Annotated in this window: 25 protein-coding genes; 8 read left to right on the top strand and 17 right to left on the bottom strand. The window is 72.6% G+C overall.

What is annotated here, in order from left to right; all coding sequences use genetic code 11:
- Positions 1 to 19: 19 nt before the first annotated feature.
- From K4S16_RS30855 to K4S16_RS30845, 3 genes are all read right to left on the bottom strand, one after another.
- The gene (locus K4S16_RS30855; protein ID WP_235037180.1) at positions 20 to 295 is read right to left on the bottom strand and encodes a hypothetical protein; all 276 of its coding nucleotides are present in this window, start codon (positions 293 to 295) and stop codon (positions 20 to 22) included.
- Between the two features lie 77 nt (positions 296 to 372).
- Entirely contained in the window at positions 373 to 846 is a 474-nt protein-coding gene (locus K4S16_RS30850) for a hypothetical protein (protein WP_149262588.1), read from the bottom strand.
- Between the two features lie 95 nt (positions 847 to 941).
- A complete protein-coding gene (locus K4S16_RS30845; RefSeq protein ID WP_149262587.1) occupies positions 942 to 1718 on the bottom strand; it encodes an NYN domain-containing protein in 777 nt (258 codons plus the stop codon).
- Positions 1719 to 1845: 127 nt separating this feature from the next.
- Between K4S16_RS30845 and K4S16_RS30840 the strand changes: the two genes are divergently transcribed.
- The gene (locus tag K4S16_RS30840) at positions 1846 to 2697 is read left to right on the top strand and encodes an SAM-dependent methyltransferase (protein WP_149262586.1); all 852 of its coding nucleotides are present in this window, start codon (positions 1846 to 1848) and stop codon (positions 2695 to 2697) included.
- 19 nt (positions 2698 to 2716) lie between these two features.
- Here the strand turns inward: K4S16_RS30840 and K4S16_RS30835 are convergent, their stop codons facing one another.
- From K4S16_RS30835 to K4S16_RS30825, 3 genes are all read right to left on the bottom strand, one after another.
- A complete protein-coding gene (locus tag K4S16_RS30835; RefSeq protein ID WP_149262585.1) occupies positions 2717 to 3757 on the bottom strand; it encodes a phosphotransferase in 1041 nt (346 codons plus the stop codon).
- Positions 3754 to 4728, bottom strand: a complete 975-nt coding sequence (locus K4S16_RS30830; protein WP_149262584.1) for a hypothetical protein — start codon at positions 4726 to 4728, stop codon at positions 3754 to 3756. The genes K4S16_RS30835 and K4S16_RS30830 overlap by 4 nt, the downstream gene beginning before the upstream one ends.
- 102 nt (positions 4729 to 4830) lie before the next feature.
- The gene (locus tag K4S16_RS30825) at positions 4831 to 5796 is read right to left on the bottom strand and encodes a hypothetical protein (RefSeq protein WP_149262583.1); all 966 of its coding nucleotides are present in this window, start codon (positions 5794 to 5796) and stop codon (positions 4831 to 4833) included.
- A 135-nt stretch (positions 5797 to 5931) separates the two neighbouring features.
- Between K4S16_RS30825 and K4S16_RS30820 the strand changes: the two genes are divergently transcribed.
- Both K4S16_RS30820 and K4S16_RS30815 read left to right on the top strand, forming a co-directional pair.
- Positions 5932 to 7062, top strand: coding sequence for an acyl-CoA dehydrogenase family protein (locus tag K4S16_RS30820; protein WP_149262582.1), 1131 nt, complete (start codon positions 5932 to 5934; stop codon positions 7060 to 7062).
- A complete protein-coding gene (locus K4S16_RS30815; protein ID WP_149262581.1) occupies positions 7059 to 7961 on the top strand; it encodes an acyl-CoA dehydrogenase family protein in 903 nt (300 codons plus the stop codon). Before K4S16_RS30820 ends, K4S16_RS30815 begins: the two co-directional genes overlap by 4 nt.
- A 21-nt stretch (positions 7962 to 7982) precedes the next feature.
- On the opposite strand, the gene K4S16_RS30810 is transcribed toward K4S16_RS30815, so the two are convergent.
- Together K4S16_RS30810 and K4S16_RS30805 are read right to left on the bottom strand one after the other, a co-directional pair.
- A complete protein-coding gene (locus K4S16_RS30810; protein WP_149262580.1) occupies positions 7983 to 9542 on the bottom strand; it encodes a FadD3 family acyl-CoA ligase in 1560 nt (519 codons plus the stop codon).
- 112 nt (positions 9543 to 9654) lie between these two features.
- A complete protein-coding gene (locus K4S16_RS30805; protein ID WP_149262579.1) occupies positions 9655 to 10113 on the bottom strand; it encodes a MarR family winged helix-turn-helix transcriptional regulator in 459 nt (152 codons plus the stop codon).
- 62 nt (positions 10114 to 10175) lie between these two features.
- Between K4S16_RS30805 and K4S16_RS30800 the strand changes: the two genes are divergently transcribed.
- Both K4S16_RS30800 and K4S16_RS30795 read left to right on the top strand, forming a co-directional pair.
- The gene (locus tag K4S16_RS30800) at positions 10176 to 11300 is read left to right on the top strand and encodes an NAD(P)/FAD-dependent oxidoreductase (protein ID WP_149262578.1); all 1125 of its coding nucleotides are present in this window, start codon (positions 10176 to 10178) and stop codon (positions 11298 to 11300) included.
- A gap of 195 nt (positions 11301 to 11495) precedes the next feature.
- Positions 11496 to 13082, top strand: a complete 1587-nt coding sequence (locus tag K4S16_RS30795; protein ID WP_149262577.1) for a Coagulation factor 5/8 type domain-containing protein — start codon at positions 11496 to 11498, stop codon at positions 13080 to 13082.
- Between the two features lie 122 nt (positions 13083 to 13204).
- Here the strand turns inward: K4S16_RS30795 and K4S16_RS30790 are convergent, their stop codons facing one another.
- Positions 13205 to 13573, bottom strand: coding sequence for a DUF1330 domain-containing protein (locus K4S16_RS30790; RefSeq protein ID WP_149262576.1), 369 nt, complete (start codon positions 13571 to 13573; stop codon positions 13205 to 13207).
- Positions 13574 to 13794: 221 nt separating this feature from the next.
- On the opposite strand from K4S16_RS30790, the gene K4S16_RS30785 reads away from it, so the two are divergent.
- Positions 13795 to 14727: an aminoglycoside phosphotransferase family protein gene (locus tag K4S16_RS30785; RefSeq protein WP_149262575.1), complete on the top strand. Its 933-nt coding sequence runs from the start codon at positions 13795 to 13797 to the stop codon at positions 14725 to 14727.
- Positions 14728 to 14786: 59 nt separating this feature from the next.
- On the opposite strand, the gene K4S16_RS30780 is transcribed toward K4S16_RS30785, so the two are convergent.
- The 6 genes from K4S16_RS30780 to lanKC form a co-directional block, all read right to left on the bottom strand.
- Positions 14787 to 15416 carry an HNH endonuclease family protein gene (locus tag K4S16_RS30780; protein WP_149262574.1) on the bottom strand — a complete coding sequence of 210 codons (630 nt, stop codon included), beginning with the start codon at positions 15414 to 15416 and terminating at the stop codon, positions 14787 to 14789.
- 310 nt (positions 15417 to 15726) lie between these two features.
- Positions 15727 to 17529, bottom strand: coding sequence for an ATP-binding cassette domain-containing protein (locus K4S16_RS30775; protein ID WP_149262573.1), 1803 nt, complete (start codon positions 17527 to 17529; stop codon positions 15727 to 15729).
- The gene (locus K4S16_RS30770; protein ID WP_149262572.1) at positions 17526 to 19241 is read right to left on the bottom strand and encodes an ABC transporter ATP-binding protein; all 1716 of its coding nucleotides are present in this window, start codon (positions 19239 to 19241) and stop codon (positions 17526 to 17528) included. Before K4S16_RS30770 ends, K4S16_RS30775 begins: the two co-directional genes overlap by 4 nt.
- An 83-nt stretch (positions 19242 to 19324) precedes the next feature.
- Complete coding sequence (locus tag K4S16_RS30765; protein ID WP_149262571.1) at positions 19325 to 19438, bottom strand: SapB/AmfS family lanthipeptide; 114 nt, start codon at positions 19436 to 19438, stop codon at positions 19325 to 19327.
- Between the two features lie 68 nt (positions 19439 to 19506).
- Positions 19507 to 19650: a SapB/AmfS family lanthipeptide gene (locus K4S16_RS30760; RefSeq protein WP_149262570.1), complete on the bottom strand. Its 144-nt coding sequence runs from the start codon at positions 19648 to 19650 to the stop codon at positions 19507 to 19509.
- On the bottom strand, positions 19647 to 22289 hold the full coding sequence (gene lanKC / locus K4S16_RS30755) for a class III lanthionine synthetase LanKC (protein ID WP_149262569.1): 2643 nt from the start codon (positions 22287 to 22289) through the stop codon (positions 19647 to 19649). The genes K4S16_RS30760 and lanKC overlap by 4 nt, the downstream gene beginning before the upstream one ends.
- Before the next feature lie 286 nt (positions 22290 to 22575).
- Here lanKC and K4S16_RS30750 point away from each other — a divergent pair, with 286 nt between their 5' ends.
- Both K4S16_RS30750 and K4S16_RS30745 read left to right on the top strand, forming a co-directional pair.
- Positions 22576 to 23109, top strand: a complete 534-nt coding sequence (locus K4S16_RS30750; RefSeq protein WP_149262568.1) for a MauE/DoxX family redox-associated membrane protein — start codon at positions 22576 to 22578, stop codon at positions 23107 to 23109.
- 35 nt (positions 23110 to 23144) lie between these two features.
- Positions 23145 to 23663, top strand: a complete 519-nt coding sequence (locus K4S16_RS30745) for a hypothetical protein (RefSeq protein ID WP_149262567.1) — start codon at positions 23145 to 23147, stop codon at positions 23661 to 23663.
- Here K4S16_RS30745 and K4S16_RS30740 read toward each other — a convergent pair.
- Positions 23590 to 24594 carry a helix-turn-helix transcriptional regulator gene (locus K4S16_RS30740; protein ID WP_149262566.1) on the bottom strand — a complete coding sequence of 335 codons (1005 nt, stop codon included), beginning with the start codon at positions 24592 to 24594 and terminating at the stop codon, positions 23590 to 23592. The two genes, K4S16_RS30745 and K4S16_RS30740, sit on opposite strands and share 74 nt — an antisense overlap.
- A gap of 701 nt (positions 24595 to 25295) precedes the next feature.
- Positions 25296 to 26087 (bottom strand): SDR family NAD(P)-dependent oxidoreductase, encoded by a 792-nt coding sequence (locus K4S16_RS30735; RefSeq protein WP_149262565.1) that lies wholly within the window; start codon positions 26085 to 26087, stop codon positions 25296 to 25298.
- Positions 26088 to 26095: the final 8 nt, after the last annotated feature.

The following is a 26095-nucleotide window of genomic DNA, read 5'->3' as shown; positions in this document are numbered from 1 at the left end:
GCCAGCGAAGGTCACCGGCTCAACTCTCGGTGTCCTTCGGATGACGGGGCGACGCATAGACAAGCCACACTGTGCGCTTCTCGTCGTCGATCACATAGCGCACGCGACCGCCGCTGGTGACCTCGTACTCCCACTGCTCCAGGTCACGACCATTGTGCCTGTGAGTCGCAAGCTCTCCACGAAGCCGATGCTGGCGTTCGTGGTTGACGCGGGAGCGCGGCTCGGAGCGGAGCATCTCGAAGCATCGCTGGGTGTTGGCCAAGGCGAGCCGACACAACTCGTCCCAGCCGCGCACCGCCTCACTCGTTCCGAACCGCACATCCCACTGGCCGTCCGGAGGCGGAACCGTGACCCTGTCCCCCCGTTTGGGACTCATGGGCGGACTTCCACCGGACCGAAGTCACCGCTCGTGGGCCGCACCGCCTCTTCACTCTGCTGGGGATCTGCCTTGATGCGGGCGGTCGCACGCCAACCGGCGATCACCTCGGTGATGGGCGCATCAAGATTGAGTTCCGCGGCGTCCGAGAGCGCCTCGACCAACTCCAGAGTGAACGCGCGGACCTCGTCGGTGCTGAGGTGGCGCACCCAGGGGAACACGTCGGGCATGGCGAGCAGCAACTCGCGTGCGCCCGGGTCGTGCTTCATGAGAGCGATGAAGATTCTGGAAGCGGTGGCCAGCGTCTCATCACGTCGGTCTTCGCGATCAGCGGCCGTCAGGTAGAAGTCGTGCGCATCACGATGGGTGACGCGCACCCGTCCCAGCCTGGAAGCCCGCTCCGCGACGGCCCGTGGATTGCGGGACAGGTCAGAGAACGTGACCGAATCTGGATGGATCGTGCCGCTCATACCGTCAGGTTATCAGATCGTGTTCTGATTCAGCTCCCGCGCAGGTCGAAAGCTCATGCAAGAGAGCCTGCGCCATGCCCCCCGCTCCGCCCCTCTTAGGACGGTTTGCCGTCTTGGTGGCGTTTGTCGCGGACGTAGATGGTGTTTCCCTTGCCGTCGCCGGGGCCTCGGCGGTCCAGGACGAACAGGGTCGTCGCGGCGATCAGCTCGCTGAGCTTGGTGTAGCCGTAGTTGCGGGAGTCGAACTCGGGGCGCTGCTTGGTGATGATCTGGCCCACGGACCCCAGGGCGGCCCACCCGTCCTCGTCGGACGCCGCCTCGACGGCGTTGCGGAGGAGGTTGACGAGCGCGGTGTCCTGCTTCAGCTTGGCGGCCGAGGTCGGGGGCGCCGGTTTGAGCGTCTCGGCGGTCGGGGTGGTCGGGCTCTGGTCGTACAGCAGGTTCTCGATGTAGACGAACTTGTCGCACGCCGCCATGAAGGGCTTGGGCGTCTTGCGCTCGCCGAACCCGTACACGGTCAGGCCGGACTCGCGGATGCGCGCGGCCAGGCGGGTGAAGTCGCTGTCGCTGGAGACGAGGCAGAACCCGTCGAAGCGGTCCGAGTACAGCAGGTCCATCGCGTCGATGACCATCGCCGCGTCGGTGGCGTTCTTGCCCCTGGTGTAGGCGAACTGCTGGATCGGCTGGATCGACTGGTCGAGCAGATGCTCCTTCCAGCCCCGCAGGCTGGAGCCGGTCCAGTCGCCGTAAGCGCGCTTGACGTGCGCGGTGCCGTACTTCGCGACCTCGGCCAGCAGCGCCTCGACGTTCGCGGGCTGGGCGTTGTCGGCGTCGATGAGCACCGCCAACCTGGCGGTGTTCTCATTCACCATGCGTCCCCCCTGGAAGCCGCCAACCCGACCGGGCCGCGGCCAGTACATCAGAGGTCGTATGCGCCGCGCTTGCTCTGCAACACCATCGTCGGCATTGGCGGATATATGGTGGTTCGAGCAATTTCACATGGCGGTGATCGAGGAGACGTTCGTGGCGTCGGATCGGCCTGGAGAATCATCGGGTGAGGAGAAGCTCTCCCGGTTCAATACGAGCATTCCGCATCCCGCCAGGGTGTACGACGTCTGGCTGGGCGGCAAGGACAACTTCGCCGCCGACCGGGCGGCGGCCGAGGCCGGTCTGAAGGCATTCCCGAGCACGGTCAAGTCCGTGCGGGCCAACCGCGCGTTCCTGGCGCGGACGGTGGAGTACCTGGTCGAAGAGGCCGGGATCCGCCAGTTCCTGGACATCGGTACCGGGCTGCCGTCGGCCAACAACACCCATGAGGTGGCTCAGGCGATCGCGCCCGAGAGCCGGATCGCCTACGTCGACAACGACCCGATCGTGCTGGCCCACGCCGAGGCGCTCCTAAGGAGCACCGACTCGGGCGCGACCGACTACATCGACGCCGACCTGCGCGAGCCCGGCAAGATTCTGCAGGAGGCATCCCGCACGCTGGATTTCAGCCGGCCGGTGGCGGTCATGCTCATCGCCGTACTCCATTTCGTTCCGGATGAGGCGGACCCTTACGGGATCGCGGAGACGCTGATGGCCGCCGTGCCCCCGGGCAGTCACCTGGTGGTCTCCCACACCGCGAAGGACATCTTCCCCGAGGAGATGGCCGCGTTCGCGCGGGCCATGAACAAGGACTCGGCGGAGAAGGTCACGCTGCGCGACCGCGAGCAGGTCTCCGGGTTCTTCAACGGGCTGGACCTCATCGAGCCCGGCGTCGTCCAGGTTCCGCGGTGGCGCCCTCGTTCCGAGCTCGAAGCGTCCGCACCCGCCGCCCTGTGGGGCGGAATGGCCCGCAAGCCGGCTTAGGCCGCCATGGCCTGCGTCCTCAGCGGGTCAGGTCGAGGGAGCCCAGGTCCAGGGCGTGGTGGGCGTGGCGGGTCGTCATGGTGCGGAACATCTCGTCGCCGCGCCGGGTGCGTTCGACGAGCATGGACGCGCCGATCGCCATGACGATGCCGTGGAAGACGTGGAGGCGGTAGGCGGCCCAGCACTCGTCCCAGGTGAAGGCGACGCCGTGGGCGGTCAGCGCCGCGTGGTAGCGCTGGACGAGGTCCTTCTCGTGGGCGCGGCGGGCCTCGATGGGGAGGCTGGAGCCGAGGAAGTAGGACAGGTCGGCCACGCCGGGGCCGTAGGTGACGGTCTGCCAGTCCAGGACGGCGGCGCGCGGGCCGCCGAAGAGGAGGTTGTCGGCGCGGAAGTCGCCGTGGGCGAGGGTCAGCGGGCCTTCGCGGGCGGTCAGATAGGCGCCGATGGACGGCAGGAAGTCCTCGATGAGGCCGATGACCTCGGGGCCCAGGTCGGCGGCGTAGCGGTCCTTGAAGCCGGTGTAGAGGTCGGTGACCATCGCGGCGGTGAAGGCCGCCGAGTCGGCGTCGTGGCGGTTGAGCCAGGTCAGGGTGGCCAGGTCGGGATCGTCCCAGCCGGCGGCGTGCAGCGCGGCCATCTCGGTGATCGCCGCGGCGGCGTCCTCGGGGGTGATTCCGGCGAGCTGGTCGCCGGGCCGCGCCGGGGCGAGGTCGGCCAGCAGGACGGCGTACTCGTCCCGTTCGGGGTCGTAGGCGGAGGCGTAGCAGGCGGGGACACCGGCGTCGAGGGTGGGCGCGATCTCGGCGTAGAAGCTCGCCTCGACCTCGTAGGTGCGAATGGTGCGGGCGGCGGCACGGCTGGACGGGTCGGCCGCCGGGACCTTGGCCACCATGGTGGACGGGAGGTGGGTGTCGCCCGCGTAGGTGAGGTGGAGGCGCAGGCTGTCGGAGACCTGGCCGGTGCCGACCGGTTCGGCGCGGACGGCGGTCACCTCCGCGCCGAGTGCGCCGCTCAGCCAGGACGCGGTCAGTCCGCCGGCGCCGGACACCGCCCCGGTCATGCGGTCTCCCCGGCGAGGTGGGTCCAGCCGTGGTCCTCCCAGCCGGGGGGCTGGTGCCACTCCGTCCAGCCGTGGCCGGTCCGTCCGTCCTCGGTCTCGTAGCGGCACAGGGCGCGGGGGAAGCGGGCTTCGCGGCCGTCGGGCGAGGTCACGGCGACGGGCGCGAAGGCCACCGGGGTCACCGTCATGGGCGAGCCCGGGAAGCGGAGGTCCGAGCGGGCGGGCAGGCCGCCGGTGAAGGTCGTCGCGGCGGAGAAGCCGTCGCGGTGCTCGATGCCGCCCTCCGGCGGGACGGCGAAGCACGGCCACGGGAGCGGGAAGCCGATGTTGGCCTGCATGCCGTGGACGAACGTGCCGTCGCCGAGGCGGCCGGACGTCCAGAGCCAGGAGACCTTCCACCAGTCGCGCTCGCCCCAGCTGTGGTCGCGCTCCCCGTGGGCGGTGACGGCGATCTTCTCGCCGCCCACGCTGACCAGGCCGGAGACGGTGCACGGGATCTCGTAGCGCGGGATGTCCTTGTAGGGGTAGACGCCGCCGGCGGTGTCCCAGCGCAGGTCGAACGAGAGCCCGGTGGTCTCGGCGCCGCTGACGTCGCCGTAGGCCGCGGTCGCGTCGGGGAGGACGGAGGCGGTTCCGGTCAGGGCGACCCTGGCCGGGCCGAAGGGGTCGGTGATCTGCTGGGTCGCCGTGTAGGTCTCGGTGCGGACGTCCGTCGTTCCCCGCTCGGGCAGCGGGGCGTCGTTGTCGGCGATGAGGAGGAGCGGACGGCCGGGGCGCACCAGCGCGGCCCAGTACCAGGCGCGGTCCCAGTTGGGGTACAGCCCGAGCCGCACGTAGCCGGCGACGGAGCCGTCGGGGGCGGCGAAGTCGAAGTAGTAGGACTCGTTCCACAGCGGCTCGGGGCCGGGGTCGTGCAGTCCCTCGTCCGCGGGCTCCAGGCTCCAGGTGCCGTGCTCGATGATCCTCGCCATGGGCCCTCCGGAGCTTCCGAACGCGATTCTAGAGCGCGATCTTAACCGCGCGCCGCCGTCTCCGACAGACCCCGGCGTCACCCGCGTCCGCAGCCGCCCGGGTCAGTCGCTCAGCAGGAAGATCGCGTCGGCGAGCGCTGCGACCCTCTCGTGCCGTGGACGCGCGAAGACCTCGCGGAGCATCTCCCGGGCGAGGTCGGGATCCCAGTTGAGCCGTTCCGTCCACACCCTGACGAGTTCGGCCATCGCCGTGTCCACGCCGGGGTCGGGGATCGCGACCTCGACGCCCGCCAGCGCGCGCTGCACGGTGTGGTCGTCCTCCCAGAACCGCCACCGCCAGCCGGGCCACGACCAGTGCACCTCATGGAGCGGGCCGTGGATGAAGCCGTGCGTCCAGTACCCGCCGGTCTCCGTGGTCAGGTCGAAGTGGACGCCTGAACCAGGAAGGCTCCCGCACTGGGTCATGCGCGCCGCCTCGGGCAGGCGGTCCAGGACACGGGGGCCGCCCTTGAGGAGGTTGTCGTAGCTTGGCGTCACACCGTAGGCGCGGACGCGGGTTCCGTCCTCCACGGTCACCAGGCAGTAGTTCCGATCCCCGGCGCGCCGGGGCGAGATCTCCGGCATCCTCAGGTTGGGCCTCGTACGAGGCGTGAACCGCAGCCTGCCCTCGAAGTCCGGATCGCTCAGGCGTGGCGCGCCGAGGACGGACATGTCGAGGGCCAGATAGGCGACGACGTCCTCGACGCCGTTGTACGCCCAGTCGACCTGCCAGCCCTTCCACACGTGGCGGACCAGCCTCAGGAACAGCGTGCGGTACGCCTGCTCGTCCGGGAAGTCATAGAGGTAGATGAACGACAGCAGCAGCACCCGCCGGTCGTGGTCGACGAGATAGACGGCGTCCGAGCCCGGGTTCCAGCGGTCGTCATGCCAGTCCCCGAGGCGGTCCATGGTGAACCGCTCGCGGTCCAGCAGGATCTGGAACTCCATCCCGGGCGCGCCGCCCCACCTGTCGTAGACGACCCGCTGGGCGCCGTCCTCGATGATGACGATCTGCGCCGGATGCCCCATGCGACGAGCTTAGGAACGGGAATCGCGGTTCTCAGGGGATTTTTCGCCACCCGGGGGATCTCACTGGGCGGGAGGGGGCGACGGGGGTGCGAGGGGGCGGTTACTCTACCAAACAGTTGTTAGAAAGAGGGTCGCATGGATCTTGAGTTCGGGGCGGCGGACGAGGAGTTCCGCGGCGAGGTGCGGGCATGGCTGCGCGAGCACGTCCCGGCGCGGCCGCTCCCGTCGCTGGAGACCGGGGAGGGCTTCGCGGCGCACCGGGAGTGGGAGCGGACGCTCGGCGCGGCGCGGCTGGGCGTGGTCTCGTGGCCGGAGGAGTACGGCGGGCGCGGCGTCTCGGTCCTGCAGTGGCTGGTCTTCGAGGAGGAGTACTACGCGGCGGGCGCGCCGGGGCGGGTCAGCCAGAACGGCATCAACCTGCTGGCGCCGACGCTGCTCAAGCACGGCACGCCCGAGCAGCTCGCGCGGATCCTGCCCCCCATGGCGGCCGGCGAGGTCATCTGGGCGCAGGCGTGGTCGGAGCCGGGCGCGGGCAGCGACCTCGCCGCACTGCGGTCGACGGCGACCCGCACCGACGGCGGCTGGCTGCTGAACGGGCAGAAGACGTGGAGCTCGCGCGCCGCGTTCGCCGACCGGGGGTTCGGGCTTTTCCGGTCCGATCCGGAGTCGTCCCGCCACAAGGGGCTCACCTACCTGATGTTCCCGCTGGACGCCGAGGGCGTGACGGTCCGGCCGATCGGGCGGCTGGACGGCAAGCCCGCGTTCGCCGAGCTGTTCCTCGACCAGGTCTTCGTCCCCGACGAGGACGTCATCGGCGCGGCCGGGGACGGCTGGCGGGTCGCGATGGCCACGGCCGGCAACGAGCGCGGCCTCACGCTGCGCAGCCCCGGGCGGTTCACCGCGGCGGCCGAGCGGCTCGTCGAGCTGTGGAAGGAGCGCGCGGACGCCTCCGGGGACGCGCTGCGCGACCGGGTCGCGGACTCCTGGATCAGGGCGCGGGCCTACCGGCTCAAGGGGTTCGAGACGGTCTCGCGGGACGACGACATCGGCGCGGAGTCGAGCCTGAACAAGGTGTTCTGGTCGGAGCTGGACGTGGCGCTGCACGAGACCGCGCTCGACCTGCTCGGCCCGGACGGCGAGCTGGAGTCGGAGTGGCTGGAGAACTACGTGTTCTCGCTGGCCGGCCCCATCTACGCGGGCACGAACGAGATCCAGCGCAACGTGATCGCCGAGCGGCTGCTCGGCCTGCCGAGGGGGTCCCGGTGAAGTTCGTTCTCTCCGCCGAGCAGCGGATGTTCGGCGAGACGCTGCGCAAGCTGCTGGGCGGCCCCGGCACCGCCGAGGCGGCCCGCGCCTGGGCGGCCGGGGACGCCGGGCCGGGGCGCGCGCTGTGGTCGGCGGTCGCCGAGGCCGGGGCGTTCGCGGTGGCCGTCCCGGAGGAGGCCGGCGGCGCCGGGCTGCTGCCGGTCGAGCTGGCCGTCGCCGCGGAGGAGCTCGGCCGGGCCGCCGCGCCCGGCCCCTACGTGGAGACGCTCGCCGCCGCCGAGCTGCTGGACGGGTCGCCGTGGCCGCAGCGCATCGCCGAGGGCGAGGCGGTCGTGACGCTCGCCGTCCCGCACGCGCTGGACGCCGACGTCGCCGACCTGGTGCTCACCGTCGACGGCGTCGAGCGGAAGGCGGCCGGGGAGGCCGTCGCGTCGCTCGACCCGACGCGGCGGCTGTTCCGCGTCCCCGAGGGCGGGGGGTTCACCGACCTCGGCGTGCTGCTGTGCGCGGCGCAGCAGGTGGGGCTCGGGCAGGCGCTGCTGGAGGTGTCCGTCGAGTACGCCAAGACGCGGCAGCAGTTCGGGCGCCCGATCGGCGAGTACCAGGCGATCAAGCACCATCTCGCGAGCGCGATGGTCGAGCTGGAGTTCGCCCGCCCGCTCGTGTACGGGGCGGCGCTGTCGTACGGGACGCCGGACTTCGCGCGGGACGTCTCCGCCGCGAAGGTCGCCGCGTCGGAGGCGTCCTACGGGATGGCCAAGACCGCACTCCAGGTGCACGGCGCGATCGGCTACACCGACGAGTACGACCCGTCGCTGTGGATCCGCAAGGCGCGGGCCCTGTACTCGGCGTGGGGCACCGTGGCCGAGCACAGGGCGCGGGTCATCGCCGCTCTCTGAGCGACGCGCCCCCGGCGCGGGTCAGGCCCGCTCCTTGAGCTTCACGCGCCAGATCTTGCCGGACGCGGTCTTCGGGAGGTCGTCCACGAAGACGACCTCCCGGGGGACCTTGAAGTTCGCGAGCCGCTCCCGGCAGTGCTCGACCAGCTCGTCCTCCGTGGCCGTGGCGCCGGGGCGGAGCTTGACGTAGGCGCGTCCCACCTCGCCCATCCGCTCGTCCGGGACGCCGATGACGCCCGACTCGGCGACGGCGTCGTGCCGGGCCAGGACGTTCTCGACCTCCGCCGGGTACACGTTGAACCCGCCGACGACGAACATCTCCTTGGTGCGCCCCGTGATGGTGAGGTTGCCGCGCTCGTCGAGGCGCCCGCAGTCGCCGGTGTCGAGCCAGCCGTCGCGGACCGCCTCCGCGGTCGCCTCCGGGTCGTCCAGGTAGCCCTGCATGACGTTGTAGCCGCGCACGAGGATCCTGCCGTCGGTCCCGGCCGGGAGGCGCTTGCCGTTCGCGTCGACGATCGCGACCTCGACGTCGGGGATGGCCCGGCCGGACGTGGTGGCGATGGTCTCGTCATCGTCGTCCACCGAGCAGGCGGTGACCGTCCCGGACGACTCGGTCAGCCCGTAGGCGGTCACGACCTGCGGGAACAGCTCGTCCTTGATGCGCCGCACCAGCGCGACGGGCACGTCTCCCGCGCCCGTCACGGCCAGCCGGAGGGTCGACAGGTCGTGCTCCTCCCGGCCGGGGGCGTGCAGGAGCGCGGTGTAGATGGTCGGCGGCCCCGGCAGCACGGTGATCTTCTCCTGCTCGATCAGCCGCAGCGTCTCCGGGACGTCGAACGTGCGCTGGAGCACCATCGTGGCGCCCCGCATCACGCAGGCCAGCACGCCCGCCTTGTAGCCGAACGAGTGGAACATCGGGTTGACGATGAGGTAGCGGTCGCCGGCCCGCACGCCGGTGCGGTCCGTCCACGCCCGGTAGGTGAGGACGTTCTGCTCGTGCGTGACCACGGCGCCCTTGGGCCTGCCGGTCGTCCCGGACGTGAACAGGATGTCGGCGACGGTCTCCGGACGGACGGCCGCCGTCCGCGCGTCGGCCTCGTCCGGGGAGGCGGCCTTGGCGACGAAGTCGTCCCAGGCGGTCACCCCCGGGCGCGCGGGGCCGTTGAACGTGACGACCGTCCGCAGTGCGGGCAGCCCGGGGGCGCCGGATCCGTCCACGCCGAGCATGGCGGGATAGTCGATGCCGAGGAACCCGTCCTCCACGAACAGGACCTTCGCCTCGGCCTTGGAGAGCGGCCACCGGGCCTCGTCGCCCTTGTAGCGGGTGTTCAGCGGGACGAGCGTCGCGCCGGCGCCGAGCGCTCCGAGCACGGTGACGATCCAGCGCAGGCCGTTCGGCGCCCAGATGGCGATGCGGTCGCCCGGCTCGATCCCCGCCCCGACGAACGCACCCGTCGCCTCGCGGACCCGCTCCCGGAGCTCGGCGTAGGTGACCCGGACGTCGCCGTCCACGACCGCCTCGGTCTCGGGGTACTCGTTCGCCGCCCGCGCCACCAATTGCGGAATCGTCAGCTCGTTCATGAACCCTCATCATCCCGGCCCGGCCCTCGCCCGGCCTTCGGCGTCCCGGTCACCGGTATATCCGTTTCGTCCGCACGGCGAGAAGGTGTAGGCGCGGTCCGGATCGGGGGCGTCAGCCGGGGGACGTGTCGGCGCGGAGTTCGTTGGTGGCGGTGCGGTAGGCGTCGGCGATGCCGTCCAAGAGGCCAATCAGCAAGGGCGCCTGCTCCGGGCCGTAGCGAGCGCCGACCTCGTCCAGGTGGCGCCGTGCTCCCGCGCTGACGGCGTAGTAGTCGGCCAGGCCGTCCTCCACCAGTTCCACGGTGACCGTGCGCCGGTCGTGCTCGCCGCGGACGCGCCGCACGTACCCGGCCTTCTCCAGCCGGTCGACCACCCGGGTCGCCGAGGCGGACGGCAGGCGGAGCTCCTCGGAGATCGCGCCGACCGGGAGCGGCCCGCGCATCTCCAGCAGGATCACCGCGGCGACGTCGATGGGCCGCAGGCCGAGCCGGTCGGCGGCCGCCTCGATGTGCAGGAGGACGGCGATCAGGAATCCGCGGAAGACGTCCTCTCCCTCTTGTTCGGCACCCACCCGCAGAGGATACTCCGAAGCGATGTATCTTCATATCGGAGATACTTCACTTTGGAGGGGAAATGGAGATCCTCGTCATCGGCGCCGGGGTGGGCGGGCTGGCCGTAGCGCGCGTGCTGCTCGCGGCGGGCCACGAGGTACGGGTCCACGAGCAGGCGCCGGGGCCGCGGACGGGCGGCAAGGCGGTGCTCATCTGGAGCAACGGCAACGCCGTCCTGGACGACCTCGGCATCACTCTGGAGGGCGTCGGCAACCGCATCGACCGGATCGACGCCCTGACCTCGTCGGGGCGGCTGCGCACCGGCCAGGACATCGCGCACGCCGCGGCCCGCTACGGCTTCGAGACCAAGGCGATCGCCCGCCGGGACCTGCTCGGACGGCTCGCCGGCGGCCTGCCCGGCGACCTCGTCCGCTACGGCATGACCTGCACGGGCCTGACCCAGCACGGCGACCGGGTCACGGCGACCTTCGACGACGGGACGGCGGACACCGGGGACCTGCTCATCGGGGCGGACGGGCACCACTCGGCGGTGCGGCGGCACCTGTGGGGCGAGAGCGGCATCCGGGCCGCGACGTTCGGCACCTGGCAGGGGCTCAGCCCGATCGGCATCGAGATCACCGGCACCCACCGGCACCTCATGATCACTGGGAAGGAGGGCGCCTGCGGCCTCATGCCCGCGGGCGGCGGCCTGCTCCAGTGGTGGTTCGACATGCGCTGGACGCCCGGCGAGCCGCGGCCCGCGTCACCGCTGGACGAGCTGAGGCGGCGCTTCGGGCACTGGGCGTCCCCCGTCCCCGAGGTGCTCGCCGCCGCCACCGACGACGACATCGAGTTCTTCGGCCACCACTGGAACAAGGTGCGCAAGGTCTGGGGCGAGGGGCGCGTCACCCTTGTCGGCGACGCCGCCCACACCATGCCGCCCACCCTCGGGCAGGGCGCCAACCAGACCCTCGAGGACGCCTGGGTGCTCGGCCGCGAACTGGACGGGAAGGACGGCGACCCGGCGGCCCGGCTGCGCGCCTACGAGCGGGCCCGCTACCCGCAGATCTCCCTCGTCTCCCGCATGGCCCGGCGCAACCCGGCGAACTGGCGCATCCCGCCGCTGATCGGCCGGCTGATCCCGGAGACGTCCCAGAGCGGCATGCTCGCCCGGTTCAGCAACCGCCTCGCCGTCCAGTCCCCCTGACCGCACGGACCCCGGGACCGCCCAGTCCCCCTGACCGCACGGACCCCGGGACCGCCCAGTCCCCCTGACCGCACGGGCCCCGGGACCGCGCACCCGGGCTGACCGGCGGCGATATGAGGACTATTCACATTTGCCCGGATCGGTGTTTCACTCGGCTGAGAGCCACTGGACGTCTCCCCCCGGCCGAGGTGCCCCATGCCCGTCCGACGTGCCGCCTGCGTTCCGATCCTCCTCACCCTCCTGCTCGCCCTCCTCACCGTCCCCCGCGCGCACGCGGAGGGCGAGCCGCGCGAGGTGCGCGGCTACATCGACGCCCACAGCCACCTGATGTCGTACGAAGCGTTCGGCGGCAAGCTGATGTGCGGCAAGCCGTTCGACCCCGACGGCATCCAGGAGGCGCTGCGCGACTGCCCCGACCACGCCGGCAACGGCGTGCTCGCCTGGTGGGAGAACTTCACCCGGTACGGCACGCCGTTCGGCACCCACGACCCCACGGGCTGGCCGACGTTCAAGGACTGGCCCGCCTACGACTCCCGCACCCACCAGCAGGTCTACTACACCTGGCTGGAGCGGTCGTGGCGGGCCGGGCAGCGGATCCTCGTCAACCACCTGGTGGCGAACCGCCAGCTCTGCGACATCTACCCGCTCAAGGGCAACCCGTGCGACGAGACGGCGACGATCCGGCTCCAGGCGCAGCGGATGCACGAGATGGAGAGCTACATCGACGAGCGGAGCGGCGGCCCGGGCAAGGGCTGGTTCCGCATCGTGCGCGACTCGGCGGACGCCCGCCGCGTCATCGAGGACGGCAAGCTCGCCGTCGTCCTCGGCATCGAGACCTCCGAGCCGTTCGGCTGCCGGCTCGTCAACGGCGCCCCGGCCTGCACCCGCGCCGACATCGACCGGGGGCTGGACGAGGCGCGCGGCCTCGGCGTGGCCTCGATGTTCGTGTGCCACAAGTACGACAACGCGCTCTGCGGCGTGCGGTTCGACGGCGGCACGGCCGGCGCGTTCGTCAACCTCGCCAACTTCATCGGCACCGGACGGTTCTGGCAGGCCGAGACGTGCACCGGCCCCGCCCACGACAACACGATCGCCCCGGCGGGCGAGGTCGGCGACGCCCTCGAACCGATCCTGAAGCTGCTCGGGCTGGCGGGGATCACGCTGCCGATCTATCCGAGCGCCCCGCACTGCAACGTCCGGGGCCTCAGCGACCTCGGCGCGTACGCGGTGCGCGGGATGATGAAGCGGCACATGATCGTCGAAGTCGACCACATGAGCGCGAAGGCCGCCGACCAGACCCTCGGCATCCTGGAGGAGGCGCGGTACCCGGGCGTCATCTCGTCCCACAGCTGGATGGACGCGACCTACCTGCCCCGCCTCTACCGGCTCGGCGGCATGGTCACCGGCTACGGCAACGCGGCCGACCGGTTCACCTCCGAGTGGCGGCGCAACAAGGCCCAGCGCGACCCCGCCCGCCCGTTCGGCTACGGCTACGGGCTCGACGCGAACGGCATGGGCGCGCTGCCCGAGCCCCGCACGGGCGGCGGCGCGGGCCCGCTGAGCTACCCCTTCACCTCGCCGATCGACCCGTCGGTGAAGCTCGACCGGCTCACCGAGGGGCAGCGCACCTGGGACCTCAACACCGACGGCGTCGCGAACTACGGCCTCGTCCCCGACTGGATCGCCGACATGCGCGCCGTCGGCGGCCAGGAGCTCATCGACGACATGGCGAACGGCGCGGAGACCTACCTGCGCATGTGGCGCGCCGCCGAGACCTGGTGAACCCCGCCGCCGGTGGGCGGTGAAGGCGAGTGGCGGCCCGCCACGACATGCGGGCCGTCCTCGCCGCGGCGAAACCGTGGGGCCGCTCCGCACCGGCCGCAGCCCGGCCCGCGAACCCCGGGTCAGGCGCCTACCTGGATGGTGGCCTGCAGGACGGCCTCGCTCAGCGCTTCGCTCCGGAAGTGGGCGACGGCCTGGAAGTCGGGGTCGGCGACCATGCGGGAGAACACCTCGCGGGACGGGTAGCGGACGAGGAGCACGGCGTCCCAGGACTGCCCGTCCTCGGCGACCAGCGCGGTCGACCCCTTTCCGTAGTAGAGGACCTCGGCGCCGTAACGGGCGAGGATGTCCCCGCCGAGCGCCTTCGAGTAGCGGGCGTAGCTCTTCTCGCCGCCCTCGCGGAAGCGCAGCAGGTTGAGCATCACCACCGGGCCGCCGGGATCCTCCGCGAGGAACCGCTTCAGCCCAGCACCGGTCGGGTCCACCGCCATCAGGCACCTCCGTGACGAGTCCTATTCTAGAAAAAGACTCTAGACCGTAGGGGCGCGATACCGGCGGCGTGCCGGGTCGCCGGGTCACTCGCGGCGGCCCGCTCGCCTCGGCCGGTAGCCTTCGCGGCATGCGTTGACCCCTGCCCGGGAGCCGGGCACCGCCGACGTCTCTTCGTGACACGCGACCTGATCAGGAGCCCACGACGAAGGAGACGTTGACCATGAGCACGTCGATCCGCATCGACGTTCCCGAGGCGCTGGCCGCCTCGCACGGCAAGTACGGCGGCGCGTCCGGGCGCGCCTGGATCGCCGCGCTGCCCGGCCTGGCCGCGGCCTTCCTGGACCGCTGGTCCCTGCGCCTGGACGGCCCGGGACTGCACGGCATGGCCTCGCTCGTGCTCCCGGTGACCCGCGCGGACGGCGCGCCCGCCGCGCTCAAGCTCCAGCCGGTCACCGACGAGCACGCCACCGAGCCGGTCGGGCTGCGCGTGTGGGACGGCGACGGGACGGTACGCCTGCTCGACCACGACCCGGGCACCGGCACGATGCTGCTGGAGCGCCTGGACGCGGCCCGGCCGCTGTCCTCGGTGCCCGACGACGACACCGCCGTGGAGGTCCTGGCCGGGCTGCTCGCGCGCCTGGTCGCGGTGCCCGCGCCGGAGGGCCTGCGGCACCTGGCCGGCATCGCCGCGGCCATGCTCGACGAGGTCCCCCGCGCCGTGCCCGCGCTGCGCGACCCGGCCGACCGGCGGCTGGTGCGGACGTGCGCGTCCGCCGTGGCCGAACTGGTCGGCGAGCCCGGCGACCGCCTGCTGCACTGGGACCTGCACTACGACAACGTCCTCGGCGGACGGCGGGAGCCGTGGCTGGCCATCGATCCCAAGCCCCTCGCCGGCGACCCCGGCTTCGACCTGCTGCCGGCGCTGGACAACCGGTGGGACGAGGTCGTGGCGACCGGTGACGTGGCCCGTCAGGTGCTGCGGCGCTTCGACCACCTGACCGAGGCCCTCGGCCTCGACCGGCGGCGGGCGACCGGCTGGACGCTCGGCCGCGTCCTGCAGAACGCGCTGTGGGACGTCGAGGACGGCGAGACCGCCCTCGACCCCGCCCAGGTCGCCATAGCCACCACCTTGATCGACCACAGGGCGGGCTGAACAGCGCCGCGCCGGCGCCCGCGGGGTCCGCGGGCGCCGGCGCGGCGGCGGGACGAGGCTCAGCAGGTGCCGAGCATCGTGTTGAGGGCGCTCTTCTCCGCGCTGTCCACGCTCAGGCCGTAGTACCACTTCACCTGGATCCAGGCGCGGGCGTAGGTGCAGCGGAAGGAGCCGACCGAGGGCTGCCACTCGGCCGGGTCCTTGTCGCCCTTCGCCTGGTTGACGTTGTCGGTGACGGCCCACAACTCCGGGCCGCCGAGGTCATTGGCGTAGGCCTGGCGGCGGGAGGTCGTCCAGGACCAGGCACCGGACGCCCACGCCTCGGCGAGCGGCACCATGTGGTCGATGTCCAGGTCCGAGGCCTGCGTCCAGGTCGCGCCGTCGTAGGGCGAGTACCACGTGCCGGACGTCGCGGCGCACGAGGAGTCGGTGGTGACGTTCGTGCCGTCCCGCTTCAGGACGGTCTCCCGGGTGTTGCACGTCCCCGAGATGGTGATCCAGTGCGGGAACAGGCTGCGGTCGTAGGTGCTCTGGTGCGATTCGGCGCCCACGGTGAGGGCGGCGAGACGGCTCGCGGCCGTGGAGGCGGACGGGATGTTCGGCGGTGTCGCGGACGCGGGCGCGCCCATGGCGCCGACCAGCGCCGCACTCAGGGCGGCGGGGAGTGCGAACAGGAGAAGTCGTCGCATCGGGAGCCTTTCCGCGCCGTTCCCGGCCAGGGCGGGGGCCCCGAGGGGGAGCGGGAACGACGGCACTGCGACGGTGACATTTTCGGCAAATTCGAATAAATGTCACGCTTTGCCCACGCGCGACTCCGTCCTTGGTCGGAAGGTGACGTATATCGCCATGCAGAGCCCGCTGAGCTGCGACGACACCGCCGATGCCACTCCCGTAACGGCGGATGAAGAACTCTTGAACCCCCGGCTCAGGGCATTGCGCAGCCCTTCCCGGAGCGCGGCAGGGCGCCCGGTGCTTCTCCGGTCCGCAGTGAAGGGCGCCTCAGGAGGCCGCGTAGCGGCGGTCCGGGCGGCCCTCCTCCTGGCGTCCGGTCTGCCAGGCTCCGACGAGGTCGGCGTAGAGGCCGGAGCGCCGCAGCAGCTCGTCGTGGCCGCCGAGCAGCGTGCGCTCCCCGTCCATGACGAGGATGCGGTCGGCGCGCCGGGCCGAGCTCAGCCGGTGCGCGATGACGACGAGGGTGCCGGGACGGGCCCGGAACGCCTCCTCCATCCGCGCCTCCGCGACCGGGTCGAGGTGGCAGGTCGCCTCGTCGAGCAGCACGATCCGCGCGGGCGAGAGCCAGACCCGCGCGAGGGCGATCATCTGCCGCTCCCCCGGCGTGAGCCCCGAACGCGATCCGACGGCCGCGTCGTTCCCGCCGAGCCGGTCACGCAGCGGCCCAAGGCCGAGGGTCGTGACGGCGTCCTCGATGTCGGCGGCGGACGCGGCGGGGTCCAGGTAGGTGAGGTTCTCGCGCAGGGATCCGGCGAAGACGTACGCCTCCTGGGGGATGATCGCGACGGTCCGCCGCAACCAGTGCGGGTCCAGGGACGCGAGCGGCAGCCCGCCGATCGACACCGTGCCTTGCTGCGGCTCCGCGACACCGGTCAGCAAATCCGCCAGCGTCGACTTGCCGATCCCGCTGGGGCCGACGACGGCCAGATGCGATCCGTACGGCACCGTGAACGTCACGTCGCGCAGTACCGGCTCCGCTCCGGCGCCGTAAGAGAACGTGAGCCCGTCCACGCGCAGCTCGAAATCGCTCGGAACCTTGGCGCGGGGCGCCGGGCTCGGGGCGGGCTCCGGTTCCGGACCGGCGCACGACTCCAGCCGGTGCAGGGCGACCCCGAGTCGGACGGCGGATCCTCCGGTCGTCTGCACCGCCGCCCGCAGTGCGGGCTGCAGGTTCGCGGTGATGTAGGTGAGCGCTCCGAGCAGCTCTCCCGTGCTGAGCCGGCCGCTGTGCAGCAGCCACGGCCCGGCGGCCAGCACCGCGACGAGGGCGAGCTGCCCGCCGGCGGTCCCGAGCGCGGTCCGCAGGGCGCCCGCCCGGGCGGCCGCCCGCTCCGCGGCGGCCTGGACGCGGAAGGCGTCGCCGGCCTCACCGGCCGCCTCGGGTTCGGCGCCGCACGCGACCACGTCGCGCACGTCCGACACGATGCCGCCGACCGTGTCGGCCACCCGCTCCTCGGCCAGCAGCGACGCGCGCTCGCGGGCCGCCAGCGAAGGCAGCAGCAGGACGAGCAGCAGCAGCGTCACCGCCACCGGCGGGACCACCAGCAGGGCGACGACGGGCGCCAGCAGCGCCAGGCCGACCGCGGCCGCCGTCACCGTGAGCCCGACCTGCTGCAATCCCAGCAGGAGGCCCGCGGTCGTGTCGCGGACCGTCTCGGTGTGCTCGGACATGCGGGTGATGACCGACAGGTCGGGGCGTCCGGGGGCCGCGCCGACCGCGCGCCGCAGCGTCCCCGTCACGACCCGGCGCACCAGCCGGTCCCGGAGCGGCTCGACGACCCGTCCCAGCGCGGGCGGGACGCGGCGCGCGCTCACGGCGGCCGCGACCATGGCCGCGCCGAGCACGGCCAGCCAGCCGAGGCCGGCGGCGAGGTCGTCCCGCAGGAAGCCGCGGTCCAGCGCCCGCGCGACCAGATGGCCCGACAGGAGCGCGGGCAGGGTCGCGGCGAGCGACCACAGCAGGGTGGCGGCCACCCCGCGGCGCTCGCGCAGCAGCTCCGCGAGCGGCCGCCGCCACACCCGGCGTCCGAGCCCGGCAGCCGCGTCCGCCGGGTCGTCCGGCGCGGTCACGGGGCCTCCCCGTTCCGCTCGGACACGGCGCCGCCGGCACTGGCCACCGGGGCGGGGGGCTCGAAGAGTTCGCGGTAGGCGCGGTGCCGCCACAGGGCGCGGTGCGGCCCGACGGCCCGGACCCGGCCGCCGTCCAGCCACACCACGAGGTCGGCGCGCGCGGCCGTGCCCGCCCGGTGCGCGACGAGCAGCCGGGTGCGTCCCGCCGCGGCCCGCGCGAGCGCGGCGCCCACCTGCGCCTCGGTCACCGAGTCGAGGCTGGAGGTGGCGTCGTCCAGGACGAGCAGCCGGGCGGGCCGGACGAACGCCCGCGCCAGGCCGAGCCGCTGCTCTTCGCCGCCCGACATCGGAGCCTCCCGCAGCGCCGTCGCGTACCCGTCGGGAAGCAGCCGGACGAACCGGTCCGCGCCCGCCAGCGCGGCCGCCCGCTCGACCCGTTCGGGGGACGGCTCCCCGCACCCGTAGCCGATCGCGTCGGCGACCGAGGCGCCCCGCAGCCGCGGGCGCTCGAAGGCGTACGCCACCTCGCGCCGCAGCGAGGCCGGGGCGACCTCCGCCAGGGGGACGCCGTCGAGCAGCACCCGCCCCTCGTCCGGTTCGACCAGCCCGCCCGCGGCCAGCGCGAGCGTGCTCTTCCCGGCACCCGACCGGCCCACGATCGCGACGGACCGCCCGGCCGGGACGACCAGGTCGACGGCCTCCAGCAGCGGGCCGTCCGCACCGCGCACCGTCACCCCGCACAGGCGCAGCTCGCCCGGACCGTCCGGCAGCGCGCGCCGGCCGCGCTCCCGCACCGGTACGGACAGCACCTCACCGATCCGCCGCTCGCCCGCGCGCAGCCTCGCCAGCGCCAGCAGCAGCGACACCTGCCCGAGGATCCCGAGCGCCATCGGCGCGTAGCCGGCGACCGCGAGCATCTGCCCCGGCGAGATCCGCCCCGCCATCACGCCCTGCCCGGCCACGGCCAGCGCGGCCAGCCCCGCCAGCGGGATCAGCAGCGTCCCCTGCCCCTGGATCCGGCCGTAGGCGCGCCAGAGGTCCCGTCCCGAACCGGCCAGTTCGGGCAGCGGCGCGAGGATCCGGTCGGCCTCCCGCCGCCAGGTGCCCGCGCCGCGGACGGTGCGGATCCCCGCCAGGGCGTCGAGCATCCGGTTGGAGATCTCGCCCTGCAGCTCCTGGTAGCGCGTCACCAGGCCGGACGCATGGCGCACGAAGAACCGCATCATCGCCAGCCCGGCCGGGACGGCGCAGGCGACGGTCGCCACCAGCCGCCAGTCGATGAGCCACAGCGCGGCGGCGCCGCCGAGCGCGGTCGCCGTCCCCGCGGTGAGCTGGACCAGCACGGGCCCGGCGCCCGCGGCCATGGACGCTCCGGTGACCACGCGGCCGGTCAGGTCGCCCGACGCGAACATGCGCTCGCCGGGCACCCCCAGGGCGAGCACGTGCTCCATCATCCGCGACCGGAGCCGGACGGTCTCGGCGGACGTGCACGCCACCTCCGCCACCTTGACCGCATACGCCGCCGCCACCGCCATGGCCGCCAGCGCGGCCAGCGCCGAAAGCGGCGCCACGGCGTCCCCGCCATCCAGTGCCGCCTCCGTGGCCGCGCCCAGGACGGTCGGCAGGGCCACGACGCAGCCCACGTTGGCGAGGCTGGCCGCCACCAGCAGCGCCAACCGGCCGCCGCGGCCGCGCACCCGACGCTCATCCATACATCCGGCTCTCATGTCCGGGTCCGTCCGGGACGGCGCACCGCGCCGTCCCGGACGGACCGCCGTCAGCCCGGCTCAGCCGCTCAGCAGCAGTTGAACAGGCTGCCGTGGCTGCAGCACTCCCACAGGCTCCAGTCGCTCCGCGCGTCGCGGGCGTGCTCGACCTGGAGGTTCTGCAGTTCGAGGATCTTCGTCATCTCGTTCACCTCTTTCCGGTCACGTCGGGACCCTGGGGGGTCCGGGTCGGTGGGACGCGGGTGCGCGATCAGCAGCCGCACGTGAAGGGCACCCAGCTTCCGGTGCTGCAGCACTCCCACACGCTGCCGTTGCTGTCGGCGGCGTTCGCGGAGTCGGCGCGCTCGACGTCCAGGTTCTGCAGTTCGAGGATCGAGGCCATGTCGGTGTTCACCTCCCTCCTCGAGGTCGAGGGTCGTCATCGGTCCCCTCTCCCCAGGGACTGAGGAAGGGGAGTTCGAGGGGGCGGCCGCTCAGCGCGGCGCCCAGGGTGAGCAGGACCCCGGCCGACCCGGTGGCCAGGTCCATGGACAGCCGCAGGAGCTGGTCTCCGATGAAGGCGGTCCTCTCCGGCCCCCGCCACGCGCCGTCGGGGCGGTCGGGAGCCGCGGCCCGATCGCTCTCCCGGCCGTGGAACGGGACGGCGTGCCAGCCGATGTTGCGCAGATGGCGCCGCACCGCCGGGTCGTCGGGCCCCGCGCCGGTGTGCAGGAGGTAGGCCAGGATCCCGGCGCGGCCGTTGAACAGGCCGCTCTGCACGAAGTAGTGCGGTTCCGCGGCGCGGCGGATGCCCTCCTGCGCCTCCTGGAACTCCGGCTCCGCGCGGTGGCGCAGGTACTCGTGCAGGACGATGCCGATGCCCGCGCTGCCCGTGGCGACGTAGGGAAGGACCCGCCACCCCTCGTCCACCTGCAGGGTGCGGTCCTTCTGCGTCCACTTGCAGGCGTCGAGTTCCCGGCGCAGCGCCCGATCGGCGTGGTCGAGCAGGCTCCGGTCGCCGGTCGTCTCGTACAGCCTGATCAGGAACAGGGCCGGACCGGACGAGCCGTGCATCAGCCCGGCCCGGTACCGCTCGTCCTGCGGACGGTCCAGCTCGTGGACGAGCCGCTCGGCGGTCCTCCGCGCCGCCTCCGCGTAGGACGCGTCGCCGGTGCTCCGCGCGAAGTGGAGCTGGTTGAGCCCGATCCCGGCGAGCCCGCGGAACAGGCTGAGGTCGGTCGACGCGGCCGGCCCGGGCGCGTACTCCATGATCTCCAGCGCCTCGGCGCGCCTGCCGAGCCGGTCCAGCGCGTACGCGACCCCCGCGACGCCGTCGAAGAACCCGGGCGGCGGCTGCGGCACGGAGCCGACGGCCTTCACCAGCCAGGACTCGTGCTCGGGGAACCGCCCGACACCGGTCTCCGCCAGCGCCCACAGCACGCCCGCGGCGCCGTGCCCGAACCCGATGCCGCCGGTGGGCGCGGCGAACTGCTCGATGTCGCCGGGGAACAGGCGGTCGGACCGGTGCGGGGTGGCCGTCGACAGGATCGCGTCCGCGATCGAGTCGCGGAGCCCTTCCCAGGTCGCCGGCTCCGGCTCCGGCCACAACGCCGGCGCGCGGGACGGATCGGCCGGGCCGGACGGTGCGCCGGCGTAGAGGTCGGCGCGGACCCTGTCGGCGTAGTCGGCGGGCACCGGAAACCGCCCGGTGATGAACTCGATGAACTGCTCGATCTTGCCGTCGTCCCAGCGCAGCACGGCGGTCAGCGACATGAAGACGGCGAGCCGGATGCATCCGAGCGCGTACCGGTCGATCGGGAGGCCGGTGTAGCCGTGCGGAGCCTGGTAGCCGGGCGCGCCCAGCGCGGGGCGCGCCGCCTCGGCGGCGTCGGCGACCAGTTCGAAGTCGACGAACGCGATCGTGTCGTCGTCGCGCACGATGATGTTGCCGGGGTGCAGGTCGCCGAAGACGACGCCGCGGCGGTGCAGCTCCCCCAGCGCCCGCTCGACCTGGTCCAGGATGTCCAGCGCCCAGGCGGTGTAGCCGGCGATCTCCTCGGCCGTGGCGCCGAAGTGCAGCATCGGATTGCGCCGCACCATGTGGTGCGAGAGCGTCTCACCGGCCACGAACTCGCGGACCAGGAAGTGGTGCTCCCAGCAGACGCGGTGGTCCACGATGTTCGGTATGACGTCGAGGTCGGCCATGCGTTCGAGGAACCGGCGCTCCCGGTCGAGGCGCACGACCGCGTCGTCCTCGTTCCGGTCCAGCCCGGCCAGCGGCCGGGCCTCCTTCACCAGGACCTCCCCGCCGGTGCGGGTGTCGGTGGCGCGGTAGAGCCCCCCGCCGTTGGAGAAGTGCAGGGCCTTGTGGATCTCGTACGGGAAGTCGTCCAGCGCGCCCGCGTCGCGCTCGGCCATCGCCGCCTTGAGGCACTCGGGAACGGTGACCCAATCCGGCACGCGGAAGACCGGGTCGCGGTGGTCCGGGACGAGCCGCCCGTCCGGCGTCTCGATGCCCGGCACCATCTCGCCGTACTCCGACCGGCACAGCCTTTCGCGGAATCCGCCGTAGCGGACGAACAGCGGCCCGGCGCCCCAGCGGAGATCGCTCAGAATGTACGGGCCGCGCTGCCCTTCCAGCATTCCGCCGAGTTCGCGCAGCGTCCGTTCGAGAACCCGCTCGTCGGCGGGATAAATCGTGATGAATTTTCCGCTGCCGCCGCGCTCGGCGTACTTGCTGTTGCGCGCGAGCAGCACCCGGCGGCTGCGCAGGTGTTTGAAGAACACTTCGTGCTCGACGCAGTATTTCGCGACGATGTCGAGGATCTCTTCGGCATTGTTCAGCCCGGCCGAGACATGGATCTTCCAGCCCTGGTCGGGGATCGACCCGTCGGTCCGCCCCTGCATCGTCCACACGCCCCTCGGCTGGCGCGTCCAGCCGTCCGAGAGGTGCTGACCTGCGGAGTAGTCGTCCTCTTCGCCGGGGACCTCCGTGGAAGGCGCGTCGTAGAAGACCGGATCCACCATTCCGTAGGTGTGATACCGAAGATCCATGCATGACTCCAATCAGCACCCGGGCTTCCCCGGCGTCGACGCCATACTGAGCCGCGTGCCGATCGGTCGGCCACTCACTTCGGCAATCTCCGAAACGTCCGTGGACCACTCTTCGGCGCTGGACCAAACGTGCCGGTCAACGGCGGGGGCGGCATCTGCACGCGACTCCGGCGGGCACTGATCCGCGTTCTTCGATATTTCCAGCCGGGCGCCCGCGTGGTTATAGTCCGAAGGGCCGGGGCGCCGGTGGACTTTCCGGCCGGACGCCACGCGACGAGGTGATTCGATGGCCATGATGATCGGCGCCACGGCGGCGTCGCTGACGGTGCTCGTCCTGATCAACGGGGCCGCGGGGCACGTGCTGCGGCCCGCCGTCCTGACCGGGGCGCTCCGGGCGCACGGAACCGTCCCGCCGCGGCTGATCGGGCCGCTGGCGGCGGCCGTGCCGGCGGCGGAGGCGGTGCCCGCCCTGCTGGCCGCGCACGCCCTGCTCGCCGGCCGGTCCGGCCAGCTGCGCGTCGGGATGATCCTCGGCGCCGTCCTGGCCTGCGGTTACGCCGCCTACGGTCTCGTGGTCGCGCGCACCCGGCCGGACGTCCCGTGCGGCTGCTCGGCCGCGGGAACGCCGATGAACGGGTGGGTGGTCGCCCGGGCCGCCGCGCTGGCCGGCGCGGCGGGCTGCGCGGCGGCCGTCCCCGGTCCGGCCGTCGCCGCGGCCGGCGCCCGGGCGGGCGTCGCGGCCCTGGCCGGCGCCGTGTTCGCGATCCTGCTGTGGGAGCTTCCCGCGCTGCGGTCCCCCGTCGCCGGGCCGACCCGGTGAGGACCTGAACGCACCCAGGAAAGGAGCACGGGGACATGACGTTCGAGACGACCGCCGGGCTGGCCTGCTGGACGGCCATGGTCCTGCTCGCCCTCGCACTCGTGCGGATGAACCGGCGGCTGCGCGCCGTCGAGGCGCGCGTCCCCGAGCCGGGCCTGCCCGCGGGAGCGAAGGCGCCCGGACTCGACCGGCTCGGGGTCGCGCCGACCGGGCCGACGCTGCTGCTGTTCCTCAGCTCCGGCTGCGGCGGCTGCCCCGCCGTCCTGGAGGAGGCCGAGGCACTGGCGGCCGACCCGGCGAGCCTCCCGATGCGGGCCGTCTTCTCCGGCGACCCGCTCCCCGTGAGCGACGGGCTCATCCCCGTGCACTCCGGGGAGCGGGAGCTCATGTCCGCCTACCGGGTCCCGGGGACGCCGTTCGCCGTGCTCGTCGAGTCGGGCCGGGTCCGCCGGGCGGAGCCGGTCCGCTCCCTCGACCTCCTCAGAGACCTGGCCGCACCGGCTCCGGCGGACCGAGCGAGGGAAGGCGGGACAGGGCGACGCCCAGCGGCGTGATGGCGTGCACCGCCTTGCGGCCCGTCCGCCCGGTGACGATCAGGCCGGCCTCGCGCAGGACCTTCGCGTGCTCGCTGGCCGTCGAGGGGGTGACGCCCAGCAGCCTGGCCAGTTCCGTGGTGGTCGTCCCGCCCACCGCACCGCGGAGCACCGCCGCGCGGGTCGCGCCCAGCAGCGCCGACAGCGCCTCGGACCGCCCGCCGCCCGGGCCGTGGTCGTGCAGTTCCGCCCCGAACTCGGTGGACGTGGGAAAGAACAGCACCGCCGGGCCCCGGCCCTCCCGGTCCTCCAGGAAGAAGGGCCTGCGGCCGCAGAACACCGACGGTGCCAGCACCAGGCCGCGCCCCTCCAGCCTGACCGTCCGCGTCTCCGGAGATCGCACCTCCAGCACGCCGGCGTCCCACCGGGCGTCGGTCGACAGGGTCGACAGCAGCAGCTCGACGCCGCCTTCGGCGACCGTCCGGAGACGGAAGCTGCGCTCCACGTCGATCCTGCTCTGGATCCGGTCCCAGTAAGGGGCGATGGCGGCACGCCGGTAGTCCCGCAGCGCTCCGCCGAGTTCACGGAGCGCCCGCGGATCTCCGGCCGCGAGGGGCTCGGCGTACGCCGGAAGCTGGGAGAGCGCGGCGAGCTCCCGGACCAGCCGCTCCTTCGGCACCGAGACGACCGCCTCGATGCTCTCGTCCCAGTTCTGCCCCTCCTCCCCGCGCATGAGGAATTCCGCGAACGGCCCCTCGTGCGGGCACAGCGCCAGCAGGATCCGGCTCGATCGCGGCAGGCGGACCCGGGTACGCGAACGCCACCCGTCGAGCGCCCTGCGGCCCGACCGGGTCGGAAGCGCCCGCACGCTCAGGACGGTCTCCCAGAGCGGGTGCGCTCCGGAGATCCTCGTTCTGGCGAGATCGTTACCGGTGAAATGGACATGCAGCATGGAGTGTTCCCCCGTCTCCTCGTATCTGCTGCCTGGCACGGCGAGAAGCAGGGGCCGCGACCGAGAGATCAGGTCGCGCCACGGAACGCACACCCCGCTGGCCCCAGCCAATGGCAAGAACTGCAACCCCGTATGCCATTGGTCGCCTTGATACCTTGTCTAACCCGGAGAGTACTGGCAAGTCAAGACATGGAAACGGTCGTTCAATATCCTGGCACCATCCGCACCCTGCGTGATCACCCACCGCAATTGCCCGCATCATGATTGTCACCGGCGAGATCATGTCGAGCGGGCGGTAAAACGGGTACCGCGGCCGTTCCGCCGGCGGCGGTTCCGGGGAAGTCGGCACCGCGGCCTTCCCCACCAGGAGAGATCCGCGAACGCCGCTGGCCACTTTCGGCCTCAGATCGTCGACTTCGCCGTTCCCGAGGTATCAGCACCGAACGGTTCGGTACCACTACCGGTGAAACACGAAGCCGCGCCGGGCGGCTATCAATTCCGAGAGTATCGGGCTTTATGCCGGCACATCACGCGATGCTCGCACGCTCTTTCCGTGCCGTGCAGCTCCGAAGAAAGGTTCGGCCAATACCTCGGGGCGCCCACCACGACCCGGTACCCACAATTATCACTCGGCCACCAGGCGCCACTTCCGGCGGCGACCGTTCCTCCGGTCGACGCGGATCCGGCGCAGGCGCTCGGCACTACACGGTCGCGAGGACGCTTTCGGCGTCGTCCCAGAGGCGGCGGGCGAGGGCGCCGTCGCGGGCCCTGGGCTTCAGCGGACTCTCCTTGGCGACGTGGAAGTACCGTCCGGTGCCGCCGGAGTCCACGAGGTCCACGACGGGCCGCGCGGCCCTGCCGACCGGTTTCAGCGCCGGTTTGACCGCCCTCATGAGCAGGCCGAAGGCACCGCCCCGGGTGGTGAGGTCCGTCCGCAGCACGCCCGGGTGCACCGCGTCGATCGTCACCCCGGTGCCCTGCCAGCGCTCGGCGAACAGCGGGACCATCAGCAGGTTCGCCAGCTTGGTGCCGGCGTAGGTCCGCACGGGATGGAAGTCGCGGCCCTCGGGCGTCCGGTCGGGGTCGACCCGGCCTGCGGCGTAGAGGGCCGCGCTGACCTGAACGACCCGGCGCAACCGCTCCTCCAGCAGGCGGTTCAGCAGGAACGGCGCGAGGTGGTTGGTGAAGAACGCCTGCTCGAAGCCGTCCTCGTTGAGTTCGCGCCGGTTCGGCCAGAGCGCCGCGTTGTGGACGAGCACGCTCGGCCCGGGGACGGCCTCGGCGAGCGCCCCGGCCAGTTCCCGGACCGTCCGGACGGACGACAGGTCGCCCACGACCAGGTCGGCGCCGACCTCCCGCGCGGCGGCGGCGCCCGCGTCGGGGCGCCGCGCCACGATCGTCACCCGGTGGCCCCGCCGGACGGCCTCGGCGGCGACCGCGCGTCCCACGCCCCGGTTGCCGCCGGTCACGACGACGCTCGACGGCTCGGCCATGGCGCCTC

The sequence above is a fragment of the Actinomadura sp. K4S16 genome (genome assembly GCF_008327685.1).
In the GTDB taxonomy this organism is placed as follows: domain Bacteria; phylum Actinomycetota; class Actinomycetes; order Streptosporangiales; family Streptosporangiaceae; genus Spirillospora.
Note: the sequence above shows the minus strand (reverse complement) of the source record. Positions and strands in the feature narration are given on the sequence as shown.

What these genes read in the sequence shown, in the direction of transcription:
- K4S16_RS30850 (WP_149262588.1), bottom strand. Translation starts at nt 846, where the DNA reads ATGAGCGGCACGATCCATCCAGATTCGGTCACGTTCTCTGACCTGTCC.
- K4S16_RS30845 (WP_149262587.1), bottom strand. Translation starts at nt 1,718, where the DNA reads ATGGTGAATGAGAACACCGCCAGGTTGGCGGTGCTCATCGACGCCGAC.
- K4S16_RS30840 (WP_149262586.1), top strand. Translation starts at nt 1,846, where the DNA reads ATGGCGGTGATCGAGGAGACGTTCGTGGCGTCGGATCGGCCTGGAGAA.
- K4S16_RS30835 (WP_149262585.1), bottom strand. Translation starts at nt 3,757, where the DNA reads ATGACCGGGGCGGTGTCCGGCGCCGGCGGACTGACCGCGTCCTGGCTG.
- K4S16_RS30830 (WP_149262584.1), bottom strand. Translation starts at nt 4,728, where the DNA reads ATGGCGAGGATCATCGAGCACGGCACCTGGAGCCTGGAGCCCGCGGAC.
- K4S16_RS30825 (WP_149262583.1), bottom strand. Translation starts at nt 5,796, where the DNA reads ATGGGGCATCCGGCGCAGATCGTCATCATCGAGGACGGCGCCCAGCGG.
- K4S16_RS30820 (WP_149262582.1), top strand. Translation starts at nt 5,932, where the DNA reads ATGGATCTTGAGTTCGGGGCGGCGGACGAGGAGTTCCGCGGCGAGGTG.
- K4S16_RS30810 (WP_149262580.1), bottom strand. Translation starts at nt 9,542, where the DNA reads ATGAACGAGCTGACGATTCCGCAATTGGTGGCGCGGGCGGCGAACGAG.
- K4S16_RS30800 (WP_149262578.1), top strand. Translation starts at nt 10,176, where the DNA reads ATGGAGATCCTCGTCATCGGCGCCGGGGTGGGCGGGCTGGCCGTAGCG.
- K4S16_RS30795 (WP_149262577.1), top strand. Translation starts at nt 11,496, where the DNA reads ATGCCCGTCCGACGTGCCGCCTGCGTTCCGATCCTCCTCACCCTCCTG.
- K4S16_RS30790 (WP_149262576.1), bottom strand. Translation starts at nt 13,573, where the DNA reads ATGGCGGTGGACCCGACCGGTGCTGGGCTGAAGCGGTTCCTCGCGGAG.
- K4S16_RS30785 (WP_149262575.1), top strand. Translation starts at nt 13,795, where the DNA reads ATGAGCACGTCGATCCGCATCGACGTTCCCGAGGCGCTGGCCGCCTCG.
- K4S16_RS30780 (WP_149262574.1), bottom strand. Translation starts at nt 15,416, where the DNA reads ATGCGACGACTTCTCCTGTTCGCACTCCCCGCCGCCCTGAGTGCGGCG.
- K4S16_RS30770 (WP_149262572.1), bottom strand. Translation starts at nt 19,241, where the DNA reads ATGGATGAGCGTCGGGTGCGCGGCCGCGGCGGCCGGTTGGCGCTGCTG.
- K4S16_RS30765 (WP_149262571.1), bottom strand. Translation starts at nt 19,438, where the DNA reads ATGACGAAGATCCTCGAACTGCAGAACCTCCAGGTCGAGCACGCCCGC.
- lanKC (WP_149262569.1), bottom strand. Translation starts at nt 22,289, where the DNA reads ATGGATCTTCGGTATCACACCTACGGAATGGTGGATCCGGTCTTCTAC.
- K4S16_RS30750 (WP_149262568.1), top strand. Translation starts at nt 22,576, where the DNA reads ATGGCCATGATGATCGGCGCCACGGCGGCGTCGCTGACGGTGCTCGTC.
- K4S16_RS30745 (WP_149262567.1), top strand. Translation starts at nt 23,145, where the DNA reads ATGACGTTCGAGACGACCGCCGGGCTGGCCTGCTGGACGGCCATGGTC.
- K4S16_RS30740 (WP_149262566.1), bottom strand. Translation starts at nt 24,594, where the DNA reads ATGCTGCATGTCCATTTCACCGGTAACGATCTCGCCAGAACGAGGATC.
- K4S16_RS30735 (WP_149262565.1), bottom strand. Translation starts at nt 26,087, where the DNA reads ATGGCCGAGCCGTCGAGCGTCGTCGTGACCGGCGGCAACCGGGGCGTG.